This is a genomic window from Microbacterium sp., assembly GCF_031178525.1.
GTDB lineage: Bacteria > Actinomycetota > Actinomycetes > Actinomycetales > Microbacteriaceae > Microbacterium.
The window spans coordinates 1-13078 of sequence record NZ_JAPSJA010000050.1; the positions used below are offsets into that span (position 1 = coordinate 1).

General features: G+C 71.2%; 12 protein-coding genes and 1 tRNA gene. 5 read left to right on the forward strand and 8 right to left on the reverse strand.

Annotation, left to right across the window (positions count from 1 at the left end; translation table 11 throughout):
* Positions 1-967 (reverse strand): DUF2207 domain-containing protein (locus RIF89_RS05330; RefSeq protein ID WP_309068105.1); only part of this gene is annotated, 967 nt, incomplete at its 3' end.
* A gap of 42 nt (positions 968-1009) precedes the next feature.
* On the opposite strand from RIF89_RS05330, the gene RIF89_RS05335 reads away from it, so the two are divergent.
* On the forward strand, positions 1010-1450 hold the full coding sequence (locus tag RIF89_RS05335) for a MarR family transcriptional regulator (protein WP_309068106.1): 441 nt from the start codon (positions 1010-1012) through the stop codon (positions 1448-1450).
* Between the two features lie 160 nt (positions 1451-1610).
* Here RIF89_RS05335 and RIF89_RS05340 read toward each other — a convergent pair whose 3' ends face one another.
* The 7 genes from RIF89_RS05340 to RIF89_RS05370 form a co-directional block, all read right to left on the reverse strand.
* Complete coding sequence (locus RIF89_RS05340; protein WP_309068107.1) at positions 1611-2273, reverse strand: stage II sporulation protein M; 663 nt, start codon at positions 2271-2273, stop codon at positions 1611-1613.
* A 16-nt stretch (positions 2274-2289) separates the two neighbouring features.
* Entirely contained in the window at positions 2290-3045 is a 756-nt protein-coding gene (locus RIF89_RS05345) for a GPP34 family phosphoprotein (RefSeq protein WP_309068108.1), read from the reverse strand.
* A 25-nt stretch (positions 3046-3070) separates the two neighbouring features.
* Positions 3071-3637: a small multidrug efflux protein gene (locus RIF89_RS05350; protein ID WP_309068109.1), complete on the reverse strand. Its 567-nt coding sequence runs from the start codon at positions 3635-3637 to the stop codon at positions 3071-3073.
* Between the two features lie 74 nt (positions 3638-3711).
* Entirely contained in the window at positions 3712-4518 is an 807-nt protein-coding gene (locus tag RIF89_RS05355) for a MerR family transcriptional regulator (RefSeq protein WP_309068110.1), read from the reverse strand.
* 211 nt (positions 4519-4729) lie between these two features.
* Positions 4730-4802: transfer RNA gene (locus RIF89_RS05360), tRNA-Arg, on the reverse strand.
* 114 nt (positions 4803-4916) lie between these two features.
* A complete protein-coding gene (locus RIF89_RS05365; RefSeq protein WP_309068111.1) occupies positions 4917-5495 on the reverse strand; it encodes an asparagine synthase in 579 nt (192 codons plus the stop codon).
* Between the two features lie 159 nt (positions 5496-5654).
* Positions 5655-7124 carry a glyceraldehyde-3-phosphate dehydrogenase gene (locus RIF89_RS05370; RefSeq protein WP_375294434.1) on the reverse strand — a complete coding sequence of 490 codons (1470 nt, stop codon included), beginning with the start codon at positions 7122-7124 and terminating at the stop codon, positions 5655-5657.
* 332 nt (positions 7125-7456) lie between these two features.
* Here RIF89_RS05370 and RIF89_RS05375 point away from each other — a divergent pair, with 332 nt between their 5' ends.
* The 4 genes from RIF89_RS05375 to RIF89_RS05390 form a co-directional block, all read left to right on the forward strand.
* Positions 7457-9343, forward strand: a complete 1887-nt coding sequence (locus RIF89_RS05375; RefSeq protein WP_309068113.1) for an AAA family ATPase — start codon at positions 7457-7459, stop codon at positions 9341-9343.
* 212 nt (positions 9344-9555) lie between these two features.
* Positions 9556-11079: a fumarylacetoacetate hydrolase family protein gene (locus RIF89_RS05380; RefSeq protein ID WP_309068114.1), complete on the forward strand. Its 1524-nt coding sequence runs from the start codon at positions 9556-9558 to the stop codon at positions 11077-11079.
* A complete protein-coding gene (locus tag RIF89_RS05385; protein WP_309068115.1) occupies positions 11076-11726 on the forward strand; it encodes a GntR family transcriptional regulator in 651 nt (216 codons plus the stop codon). Before RIF89_RS05380 ends, RIF89_RS05385 begins: the two co-directional genes overlap by 4 nt.
* A 19-nt stretch (positions 11727-11745) precedes the next feature.
* On the forward strand, positions 11746-13078 hold a 1333-nt coding region (locus RIF89_RS05390), incomplete at its 3' end, for an aldehyde dehydrogenase (protein ID WP_309068116.1).

The window sequence follows — 13078 nt, forward strand, 5'->3', positions numbered from 1 at the left end:
CGATGCGCAGCGCACCGCCCACGGCCTGCTCGAGCACTTCGGCCGGGACGATCTTCGTCGCGCGCCCCAGGATGGCCGCGGCCGTGGCCGCATCGATGTCGCGCGGCGGAGCATACTCCGCGATCACCACCGGCCGGCCAGGGTCGTCCTGCAGCCGCCGACGCCGGACCACGACCGCCCAGCCGAGCGCGATGGCGCCCGCCACGCCGCCGCCGAGCTGCAGCAGCGCACCGGGCGACGCGGCGATCGAGGCGTCGAACGGAGTGAACGTGCCGGGCTCGAACCCGATCGCGAACGTGACGGGCTGGAACGGCTGCACGGCGGTGTAGCGGGCCTCGAAGCGCACCGAGCCGTCGGGCTGCTCCTGCGGCTCGAGCGTCTCGGAGTCGGTCGATCCGACGTCGCCCGCGTAGACGCGCGCGTCGCCCGTCAGCTCCTCTGCGAGCGCGGGATCCACCGTGACGGTCGCCTCGACCTCGCCGAACGGCTGCGGCCATTCCTCGCCGAGCAGGTCCCAGAAGAACTCCTCGAGGCCGTTGTCCATGAGCCGGCCCACGTTCTCGACCGTGTAGGTGAAGACGTACGTCTCGCGACCGTGCACGAACTGCCCCTCGGGCACGGCCGACGTCACCACGAGGTAGCCGTCATCGGACTCGGTCTCGACCGGCCGCTCCTCGCCGCGTTCGTCCGTGACCGACTCGAGCGTCGGCCGCAGCGGCGTCCAATCGTCGTCCTGCGGGATCCGGCGCTGCATCCCTCGGTTCTGGTCCTGCTCCGGGAACACGGCGACGAACGTCTCGGTGATCCGCGCACGGGCGACGCCGTCCGCGTCACGACCCAGCTCGATCTGTGCGGTGAGGCTGTCGAACCTGAAGTCCTGCAGCTCCTCGTCGTCGGCCGCCGCCGGCACCGAGAACGTGAGCGCCGCCGCGGCCGCCAGCATCAGACCGGTCAACAATCGCCTCATAGCCACCACGCTAGGGGCGAACCGCGCGGATACGCTTGGCTCATGGCTGATCGAAGGCTCGCGGTGGAGGCGTGGGAGAGCCTCTTCCGCGCCCAGCACGAGATCTTCGGCGAGGTCGCATCCGACTTCACCGGCACCGACCTGACACAGCCCGAGTACGACGTGCTGCTGACGGTCACGCGCGCCCCCGAGATGTCGGCCCGCCTGCGGGATGTCACCGCCAACATGCTCATCAGCCAGCCGAGCGTCTCGCGGCTCGTCGACAGGATGGTCGCGCGCGGCCTCGTCACGAAGTGCTCGGATCCGACGGACGGACGCGGAGCCCTCGTCACGGCGACCGACAAGGGCGCACGCGCGTTCCGGCTGATCGCCACGGAGCATGGCCGCTCCATCGCCGAGCGGATGTCGGTGCTCACCGAGGACGAGCTGCGCCAGTTGCGCGACCTGACGCAGAAGCTGCGCCGGGATCGTCCCGCCGACTGAGAGGTTGTTCGCTCTGAGCGAACAAGCGGCCGAAGCGTCGACGGCCGCACGCGTTCTCCGGAGATGACGCGTTCTCAGGAGCGGATGCGCTGATCCGCCCCTGAGAACGCGAGATCGCCTGAGCGCGGACGGCGCCGCTCGCGCTCGCGGCGCCGCGCCGTCAGAGCAGCAGCTGGGTCAGCGGGTGCACGAGGTAGCGCAGCGAGTACGCCTCCCACAGCGCGCCGACGACGAGCAGCGCGAGGGCCGGCAGCGCCAGGAGGCCGAGCCGTCGCAGACCCTGGACGTAGGCCCGCCGCCGGTTCCCCGCGCCGACGCGGCGGGGCCACAGCCAGTGCCTTCCGACCAGATACGCGCCGAGCAGCAGCAGGACGTACGCCTGGAGCTCGATCACGAACGTCAGCGCGTGGGGAATGAGGGCCACCCATCCCTGCGGCGAGGCGGGCGCGATCGTGATGCCGGTCTCGACGGCCCAGTAGCCGAACAGCGCGAGGCCGGCGAAGGGCACGACGAGGGACGGCAGCACGATCGTCAGCAGCCCGAGCCGGAAGACGTTGACCCCGAGGATCGTGAGCGCGAACAGCGGCGGGACGTTCACGAGCCACCGCACGAGCTCGCCCGTGCCGTCCTCCTCGAGGGACGCCGCCTGGGCCGCGTTGAGGTCGGGGAAGACGACCCCGAGCACGAACCCGACGAGTGCGAGCCCGTACGCTGCGGCGTTCAGGATCAGGTACGCGCGCCGGTTCTCGCGGATGACCCGGAAGGGACGGCGCCGGAGCGGAACGCGTGCGGCGGCTCCGGCGGACGTGAGCGGAGATGTCATCGATCGGCCCTTCGCGTCATGTGCGCGGCAGCAGGGCGGCCGCGACGATGACGTTGTTCACGATGGTGGCGGTCATCGTGCGCGCCACGGCCTCGGCGGCGCCTCCGGCACCCCAGCTGCCCCGCTTGAGCTCTTCGGCGCGCGCGATCACCGGCGACGTCCACGGGATCGCCGGATGGAACTGCGGAAGCGTGCCGCTGCCGTACAGCAGCGCGGCGAGCGCCGCGGTCCGGGGCGACGGCACGGCGCCGTCGACCAGCACCCCGCGCACCTCGCTGACGAGTTCTGCCCGCCTGCCGCTTCCGCCGTCCTCGAGGACGGCGGCGTCGAACAGCCCCAGCACCCTGCGGGTTCCGAGCCGGATGTCGCCGCGGTCCACGAGCCGATCCAGCACCGGCCCGCGCAGCGTCGGACCGACCGCGGCGAGCACCGCCTGGACGCCGCGGGGCTTCTCCGCGATGTGATCCCAGGCGGCGCCGAGCAGACGATCGACGGGCCGGCGCCCCTCGATGGTCTCGACGGTCACCGCCCCGCCTCGCCCCTCTGTCGTGCGGATGCGCTCTCCGAGTGCGAGGTCGGCGAGCACTGCCCCTCCGAGCGCGTAGAAGAGGGTGTTCTCGCCCGCGATGGTGCCGCTGCTCCGCTCCGCCCCGGAGTGGGGCTGGAACAGGAGCAGCAGCAGGTCCTCGGCGAGCGTCGGGGCGCCGAGGCTTGCGCCGTCGCCGCCCGTCTCGGGCTCGTCGGCCGTCGACCGTCCGGTTCGGTCGTTCATGCTGTCTCCTTCGAGGTCGACTTGATCACGCGAGGATGAGGAAGTGGAGAGCGAGCCATCCGGACACCGTGGTGACGGTCGTCCACAGCACGATCGCGACACCCTGCCACAGCAGCACCCAGCCGCGTGCCGTGCCGGACGCGATCAGGATCGCGGACGTGAAGTGCGTCGGGATCGCGAGCGGGCCGAGGATGCTCGCGCCCGGGACGCCGAACCGGACGAGCCACTTCTTGAAGCGGGCACGTCCCTTCGACTCCGACTTGGCGGGGGCGACCTCCACGGACGTCAGGGTCGCGACGCGGCCCGCACCCTCGGCGACGGCGGTGCTGCGCGATCCTCGTCGCCGCACGGCAGCGGCGCGGGCCCGGGAGCTCACCGCAACGACGACCAGCACGGCCAGGAAGTTGCCGATCGCGGCCGCGATGCCGGCGACGAAGGGATTCATGCCGCCGATGACGCCGATCATCGCGGCTCCCTCCGCTTCGATGAACGGAATCGCGGCGGCGAGCGTCACGATGAAGGGCTGGACGAGTTCCGGCACGCGGGCCACGAGCTCCTGGAAGTGGATGACGAGATCCCCGAAGGGGTTCACGATGGGATTCCTCACCGTGAGATGGCGTCGACTTTCGACGCGATCCCAGTAGAGGGCGTGTTCTCAGAACATGGTCAAGCGCTGGGAGTTCCGGCGGGGTCGGAAGGCTCGGAAGCGCCCTCGTCTCCCGCCGCGCCCGCCGCGCCCGCGGCGCCCGCCGCGTCGAGCATCCGGTGGGCGATCATGCTGGCGCGATAGAGGACCTGCAGCTGGGCGGGCCGGTAGAGCTCGACGACGGCCTCGACGAAGGTCTCCGCCGTGGCCGGCGTGCTCTTCTTCAGCCGCCCCACCGGATCCCTCAGCCACGGATAGTCGCGCAGGCTCTGCGCGATGTCGGGAGCCAGCCTCTCCGCCAGATCCTCGCGCGTCGCCTCGTCCGCATCCTCCGCGAGCTCCTCCAACTCCCGGTCGATGTCCGCGGGGTACTGCTCGACCATCTTCCGCACGTCGTCGAGAGCCGCTTGGTCGTACAGCTGCGAGTAGATGTGGATCATCGAGGTGTCCGACTGCGACAAGCGCATCGCCACCGACTCGAAGCCGGCGGGCACGTCAGCGGGTGCGCGCTCGCGCATGATCGCCGCGATGTCGGCGCGCGCCTTCCGCAGGCGATCGATGCTCGCGGCGAGGTCGATGTCGAGGTCACGCAGGGCCGCGAGCGTCGGCTCGCCGCCGGCCTCGACCGCGCCGATCTGCGCGAGCGGGACGCCCAGGTCGGCGAGCCGCCGGATCCGCAGCAGCCTCACGAGGTGGCTCACCGAGTACTGCTTGTACCCGTTGTCCTCGCGGTCCGGCTCGTCCATCAGCCCGAGCCGGTGGTAGTGACGGATCGTGTTGACGGTCGTTCCGGCGAGCTGGGCCAGCTCGCGAGTGCTCCACGCCACGTCGTCTCCTCCGGTGAGCGGTGCGCGGGAGCGCACCAGGCGCTGCCGCCCACCCGCGCGCGGCTCTCGACGCGGGGCGGGCGACTCTGTCGGACGCGAACAGCGCGAGTGCAGGTGGCATTCCCCCGCGGCGCTCGCGCGGAGGCGGCCGGAGGAGCAGAAAAGGCCCCCGCCGAAGCGGAGGCCTTTTCGTCACTGTCTCAACACAGTGTGCGCCCGAAGGGACTCGAACCCCTAACCTTCTGATCCGTAGTCAGATGCTCTATCCATTGAGCTACGGGCGCTCATGCGCGGATCCGGGGATCCCCACGTTGCCGTGGCAACCCGTCTACTGTACATCATCGCCGCGCATGGTCGCGAATCGGGACGGCTGCGCGAGCATGCCCGGGCGCGTCGGATCAGGACGACGCGCCGGCGGTCTCGTCGGCGGCGGCCTTGCGCCTGCGGCGGGCCTGCGCCGACAGCTTCTGCAGGTCGACCAGGCGCAGGGCCTGCATGCGCGCGTCGCGCATCTTCTCGTAGTCGGGGTCCTGCTCGGGCCGCATCGCCTCCACCCGCAGGCGGCCCTGCAGGTTCGTCTCGACGTCCTGCCAGGCCGCCTCGCGCGCGCGCTCGACGAGGTCACGCAGCCGCTCGGGATCCTCCGCAAGCGTGCGCAGCGCCTTCGCGACGCCCGCGTACAGCTTCGCGCGGCGCCGCAGGTTGCGCACGTCCCGGTCGCGATAGTCGTGCGTGCCATGCGGCTGCGTGTGCCGACCCCAGGCCGCCTTGCGCGCGCGGGACATCGCATCGGACGCGGCATCCTGCTCGTCCGCGAGAGCGACCAGCACGGCGCGAGCCGTGCCCGTGAAGTGCTGCGGATCGAACGACTCCCCCAGCGAGATCGTGCTCACCAGGATCGCGTTCTTCACCGACAGTCGCGCGGCGGCGAGCGCGATGGCCACGCCCTCGTCGATGGCATCGGCCTTGCGTCCCACGGCACCTCCCGTCAGCGATCCGGCCGTCAGTGATGGCCGAGGACGATCCGACCGGCGAACCGGCCGTCGGCGGGTCGGCCACCGGCGCGATCCCGGACAGTGCGGACCGGCTGATCCGCCCCTCCCAGGGTAGTCGGCGCGGGCGACGTCGACAGCGGCTCAGACCCCGGCAGGGATGCGATCCGCGGCGTCGGACACCGGCCCGGCCGCCCGCGACGGCGGGGCGGCGTCGTCCGCGAGCACCGGCTCCCGCTCCGGCAGCACGAGCGGGTGTGCGCCCGCCATCTTCTCGAGCACCCGCACCACCTGGCAGGAGTAGCCGTACTCGTTGTCGTACCAGACGTAGAGCACGACGTTCTCGCCGTCCACTATGGTCGCGAGTCCGTCGACGATGCCGGCCTTGTTGTTGCCGACGAAGTCGGTCGAGACCACCTCGGGAGACTCGATGTAGTCGACCTGCTGCCGCAGCGGGGACGTCAGCGACACCTGGCGCAGGAAGCCGTTCAGCTCGTCCTTCGTCGTGGGGCGTCCGAGCTGCAGGTTCAGGATCGCGAGCGATACGTCGGGAGTCGGCACGCGGATCGCGCTCCCCGACAGCTTGCCCGCGAGCTGCGGCAGGGCCTTGGCGACGGCCTTGGCGGCCCCGGTCTCGGTGATGACCATGTTCAGCACGGCCGAGCGCCCGCGGCGGTCGCCCTTGTGGAAGTTGTCGATCAGATTCTGGTCGTTCGTGAACGAGTGCACGGTCTCGACGTGCCCGCGCACGACCCCGTACGAGCCGTCGATCACGCCCAGCACGGGCGTGATCGCGTTCGTCGTGCAGGACGCGGCCGAGACGATCCGGTCTTCCGCGCCGATGTCGTCGCCGTTGACGCCGTAGACGATGTTCTTCAGCGATCCCTTGCCGGGAGCGGTGAGCAGCACGCGAGCGACGCCCTTCGACCGCAGGTGCTGCGAGAGCCCGGCCTCGTCGCGCCAGCGGCCCGTGTTGTCGACGACGATCGCGTCGCGGATGCCGTACTGCTCGTAGTCGACCGTCGCGGGGTCGTCCGAGTAGATCACCTGGATCAGCGTGCCGTTCGCGAGGATGGTCTCGTTCTGCTCGTCGATCTCGATCGAGCCCGCGAAGGGCCCGTGCACAGAGTCCCGGCGCAGCAGGCTGGCGCGCTTCTTCAGGTCGGCGTCGCCGCCCCTGCGCACGACGATGGCTCGCAGGCGCAGGCCCGATCCGTTCCCCGTGTGGGCCAGCAGGATGCGCGCGAGCAGGCGTCCGATGCGACCGAACCCGTAGAGCACGACGTCGGTCGGCTGCGGCGTCTCGGCATCGATCACTTCGGCGAGCTCCTCGCGCAGGAACGCGTCGATGTCCGCCCCCTCGTAGGAGCCGCCGCGTTCGTCATAGCGAGAGACCAGGCGCGCGACATCGATCGAGGAGGCTCCAGGCCCGATCCGGTCGATCGACTCGAGCACGGCGAGCGTCTTGAGGGGATCCAGAACGTCGTCGCCGTGCAGGCGCGCGAAGCGGTGGGCCTTGACGATCTCGATCGGCGAACGGTTGATGAGTCGGCGACCGTGGATGGACGGCACGATGCCATGGGTGCGATACAGCCGACCGATCAGCGGGATCATCCGCTCCGCCAGCTCCTCACGCGCGACCCACTCGGCCCTGTACTGTTCCACGCTGTGCGCCTCGGACTTCTCGCTCACGCTCGCTCATCACTCCCTCGTCGATGGCCGGCGGATCGCGCCGACGCTGCTGCCCTTCGAGCGTACGAAGCAGATCCCTTCGATTTCCGCGCACGGCGGGCACAAGAATTCGTGATCTTTCGTATCGTGCAGGATCGCGGCCGCTCCTTGCGTCAGAACGCCCCGACTTCCAGGGGGTTGACCCGGTCCCCCTCGCTGCGGTGGGATGACGAGAATCCGCCCTGACCTGGGCTCCCGCAATGGGAGGAGTGACGATGCCCGCTTCCGACACAGTGATGCTCGTGGCGATCGTGGAAGAGGACGGAACCGCCGCGATCGCGGCCGGCGACGACCGCACCGAGTTCGACACCTCGAGCGTCGAGGATGGACGACACGCGATCATGATGCACGCGATCGCCGCGGCGCAGGAACGCGGCGAGGCCGTGCGCCTGCACGTCACGGAACCCGATGGATCCTGGCCGCTGATCGTGCACGCCGACGGCAACGTCGAGCCGGACGAGGACGCCGACGCCGCCGCGCAGCCTGAGCCGGACGCCGCGCAGGACGGCACGGCGGGCAGCGTGGCCCCGGACGGCGAGCCGTTCTCGACCGCGCCCGAGGCGGAGCAGGGCGGCGGCGCGAACGCGGGCGAGTCGCCCGCGGCGGCGGAGTCGCCGGATCTCTCGCCTCCGGGTCCGGCCGCGTCGCGCCGGACGATTCTGGATGTGGCGTACGACGAAGCCGACGACGACAGCGACGTCGTCGATGACCCGAGCCCCGGACCGCCCATGCGACGTCGTCAGCGGGAGTCGACCGACACGCGCCCCGTCGCATCGGCGCCTCAGCCCATGTCCGCTGCGTCGACACCCAAGGCGACGGCATCCGTCGATCCGACACCGGACCCCGCCGCCACGGCGTCGCCGAGCGCGGGAGCCGCCGCGGGCCCCGCGGGTGCGGCAGCGCCGGCCGCGGGAGTCCCCGCGGGCCCCGCATCGGCCACCGCGCCTCCTCCCCCGCGCTCCGAGGAGCCCCCGGCCTCGACGCCCGCGCCGACGTCGACCTCGGCCGCGCCCGCCACCGACGCCACGGACGTCTTCGCCCCGCTGGAGACGTCGCCCGAGCTGCCCGGCCCCCGGGTGTCCCGCAGCGAGGCCCCCGTGCGGCGCGGCGAGCACAGGGAATCTCGTCGCGGCGAGCGCCCCGCGCGCACCCGCCGCGAGTCGCCGCCCGACGGCCGCCGCTCGTTCCTGACGCCGGAGCGCGCGGAGGAGCCGGCCCAGCGCGGCTGGCGGGGGTTCCTCGTCCGGTCCGGCATGCGCGTGCCGCCGAGCTCCGATGAGCGCGCCGAGCGCGCCGACATGGCCACGGTGTCGCAGCACTGGCCCGGCCCGCGCACGATCGCGATCGTGAATGCGAAGGGCGGCAGCGGCAAGACCCCGACGACGATCCTCACCTCCGCGGTGTTCGCGCGCTACGGCGGCGCGGGCGTGCTCGCGTGGGACAACAACCAGACGCGCGGCACGCTGGGCTGGCGCACCGAGCAGGGGCCGCACGACGCGAGCCTGCACAATCTGCTCCCCGAGACCGAGCGGCTGCTGTCGGCGCAGGCGCAGTCGGCCGACCTCGCGCACTTCGTGCACCACCAGACCCGGGACCGCTACGACGTGCTCCGCTCGCGCCCGATGCTCCTCGCCGACGAGCAGCGCATCAAGAAGGAGGACATCGACCGGATCCACTCCGTCGCGGCCAAGTACTACCGCCTCATCATCATGGACTCCGGCAACGACGAGTCCGACCCGATGTGGCGACGCATGATCGACCTCGCCGACCAGATCGTGCTCGCGACGACGACGCGCGCAGAGCATGCGGAGGCCGGGGCGCTGCTGCTCGAGGCCCTCTCCGACCGCGACGAGCGCTCGGCGAAGCTCGTCCAGCAATCGGTCGCGGTCGTGAGCCAGGCGGATCCGCATGCGAACGCGGCAGAGGTTCAGAGCGTCGTCGACGGCTACCGCGAACTCTCGCGCGAGGTCGCCGCGATCCCCTACGACCCGGCGATGGCGGGCGGCTACCTGCACTTCAACGCCCTGCGCCCCGCCACCCAGCGCGCCTGGCTCGCCGCCACCGCGGCGATCGCGCGCGGCCTGGACCCGCAGCGCACCTGACCTGCCCCCTCGGGCCCAAACCACATCGTGTGAACGAGACCACAGGGTTCGAACGCGCCAGACCCTGTGGTCTCGTTCACGCCATATGGTTTCGCGTCCTGCGCGGCCGGGATCCCCGCGCGTGAGACCCGCTTGACGGCGCATCCGGATCGTATATTATTTCAGATACGACGCTCCGGACCGCGGAGCAGACGAGAGCAAAGGAGCTCGGTGTGACCCATCTGGCGACCGATCCCCGCTTCGCGGCACTGCCCGCCGTGCCGGGCAAGATCATCGCGGTGCACCTCGCGTACGAGTCCCGGGCCGCGCAGCGCGGGCGCCGGCCCGCCGCTCCCTCCTACTTCTTCAAGCCGGCGAGCTCGGTCGCCGCATCGGGCGCCGAGCTCGAGCGGCCCGCCGGAACCGAGCTGCTCGCGTTCGAGGGCGAGATCGCCCTCATCATCGGCACGCCGGCACGCAGCGTTCCGCTCGCGCAGGCATGGGATCACGTCGGCTGGGTCACCGCCTCGAACGACTGGGGGCTGTACGACCTGCGCGGCAACGACAAGGGCTCCAACGTGCGCAACAAGGGGCGCGACGGCTACACGCCGCTCGGCCCGCAGCTGATCGACGCGCGCGGAGTCGATCCCGAGGCCCTGCGCGTGCGCACGTGGCGCAACGGCGTCCTCGTGCAGGACGACAGCACGGCCGGCGACCGCCTGATCTTCCCGTTCGCGCAGATCGTCGCCGACCTGTCGCAGCACTTCACGCTCGAGGTGGGCGACGTCATCCTGACCGGCACGCCCGCGGGTTCGTCGGTCGCGGTGCCCGGCGACGTCATCGAGGTCGAGGTGGACGCCCCGGATGCGCCCGGAGCCCCGTCGAGCGGACGTCTCGTCACCCGCGTGGTCGAGGGCGCAGGAGAGTTCGACCCGGCGCTCGGATCTTTGCCGTCCGTGAACGACCTGCAGCGCGAGGAGGCCTGGGGCTCGCGCGAGGCGGCGGGCCTGCCTGCCCCCGCGCCGATCCTGAACGACCGGCTGCGCGCAAAGCTGCTCGAGGCTCCGGTCGCGGGCCTGTCGCAGGCGCTGCGGCAGCGCGGCATCCGCTCGATCTTCATCGACGGACCGACGTCGAACACGCCCGGCGCGAAGATCGTCGGCACCGCCAAGACGCTGCGCTTCGTGCCCCTGCGCGAGGACCTCTTCACATCGCACGGCGGCGGCTACAACGCGCAGAAGCGCGCGTTCGACGCGGTCGAGCCCGGCGAGGTCATCGTGATCGAGGCGCGCGGCAACGCCGGCTCCGGCACCCTCGGCGACATCCTGGCCCTGCGCGCGCAGGCCCGCGGAGCCGCCGGCATCGTGACCGACGGCGGCGTGCGCGACTACGCCCAGGTCGCCTCGTTCGACATCCCTGTCTTCTCGCAGGGCGCGCACCCGGCCGTGCTCGGCCGCTACCACGTGCCGTGGGAGCACGACGTCACGATCGCCTGCGGCGGCGTCACGGTGCAGCCGGGCGACATCATCGTGGGCGACGACGACGGCGTGATCGTGATCCCGCCGGCCCTCGCCGAGGAGGTCGCCGACGCGACGCTCGCGCAGGAGGCCGAGGACGCGTGGATCGCGACCCAGGTCGAGGCCGGCCACCCGGTCGACGGCCTGTTCCCCCTGAATGCCGAGTGGCGGGCGCGCTACGAGGCCGAGACGCGCGGCACGGGCACCGAGAAGGCCGAGACCCAGGACGCAGCCGGATGACGACCGTCGAGAGCGCGAGCAAGTCGCAGCGCGCGTACGACTGGATCCGGCAACGGATCTCGTCACGCGAGTACGGGCCCGGCTTCCGCCTGGTGCTCGGGCCGATAGCGGACGCGCTCGACATGAGCGTCGTGCCGGTGCGCGAGGCCATCCGCCGGCTCGAGGCCGAGGGCCTTGTCGAGTTCGAGCGCAACGTCGGCGCCCGGGTGGCCCTCGTCGATCGCGACGAGTACGCCCATTCGATGCAGACGCTCGGCGTCGTCGAGGGCGTGGCCACGGCGCTGTCGGCGCCGCTGCTCGACGGCGCGGATCTGGATCGCGCCGCCGCCGTGAACGCGCGCCTGGTCGCGCTGCTGGACGACTTCGACCCGATCGCGTTCACCCGGCTGAACCGGGAGTTCCACTCGGTGCTGTACGAGCCGTGCCCGAACCCGCACATCCTCGATCTCGTCCACCGCGGCTGGACGCGCCTGCAGGGCCTGATCGACTCGACGTTCGCCTACGTCCCCGGGCGCGCACACGAGTCGGTGCGCGAGCACGCGGAGATCCTCGAGCTCATCCGCTCGGGTGCCGACCCGCTCGAGATCGAGATGGCCGCACGCCAGCACCGCTGGCGCACCATGAACGCCTACCTGGCAGACCACTGACCCCCGACGGAGGAATCCCATGAGCACCCCCGACTACACCCAGCGCCACGTCCCCGCCGACCTGCCGGAGAAGATCCAGCACTACATCGGCGGAGAGCACGTCGACTCGATCGACGGCGACACGTTCGACGTGCTCGATCCGGTGTCGAACGAGACCTACATCCGGGCCGCCGCGGGCAAGAAGGCAGACATCGACGCCGCCGTCGCTGCCGCCCGCACGGCCTTCCTGGAGGGCCCCTGGCCGAAGATGCTGCCGCGCGAGCGCTCGCGCATCCTGCACCGGATCGCCGACATCGTCGAGTCGCGTGACGCCCGCCTCGCCGAGCTCGAGTCGTTCGACTCGGGTCTGCCGATCACCCAGGCACTCGGCCAGGCCCGCCGCGCGGCCGAGAACTTCCGCTTCTTCGCCGACCTGATCGTGGCTCAGGCCGATGACACCTTCAAGGTGCCCGGTCGCCAGATCAACTACGTCAACCGCAAGCCGATCGGCGTCGCGGGCCTCATCACGCCGTGGAACACGCCGTTCATGCTCGAATCGTGGAAGCTCGGCCCCGCGCTCGCGACCGGCAACACGGTCGTTCTCAAGCCCGCCGAGTTCACGCCGCTGTCCGCGTCGCTGTGGGCCGGCATCTTCGAGGAGGCCGGCCTTCCCGAGGGGGTGTTCAACATCGTGCACGGGTTCGGCGAGGATGCGGGCGACGCGCTCGTGAAGCACCCCGACGTGCCGCTCATCTCGTTCACGGGCGAGAGCCGCACCGGCCAGATCATCTTCGGCAACGCGGCCCCGTACCTGAAGGGCCTGTCGATGGAGCTGGGCGGCAAGTCCCCCGCCGTCGTCTTCGCCGACGCCGACCTCGAGGCCGCGGTGGACGCGACGATCTTCGGCGTCTTCTCCCTCAACGGCGAGCGCTGCACCGCCGGGTCCCGCATCCTCGTGCAGCGCGACATCTACGACGAGTTCGTCGAGCGCTACGCCGCCCAGGCCAAGCGCGTGAAGGTCGGCTACCCGCACGACCCCGCGACCGAGGTCGGTGCGCTCGTGCACCCCGAGCACTACGACAAGGTCATGTCGTACGTCGAGATCGGCAAGAGCGAGGGTCGCCTGGTGGCGGGCGGCGGCCGTCCGGAGGGCTTCGACGAGGGCAACTTCGTCGCCCCGACCGTGTTCGCCGACGTCAAGCCGGATGCGCGCATCTTCCAGGAGGAGATCTTCGGGCCGGTCGTGGCGATCACGCCCTTCGACACGGACGAGGAGGCGCTCGAGCTCGCCAACGACACCAAGTACGGGCTGGCGGCCTACATCTGGACGAACGACCTCAAGCGCGCGCACAACTTCTCGCAGGCGGTCGAGG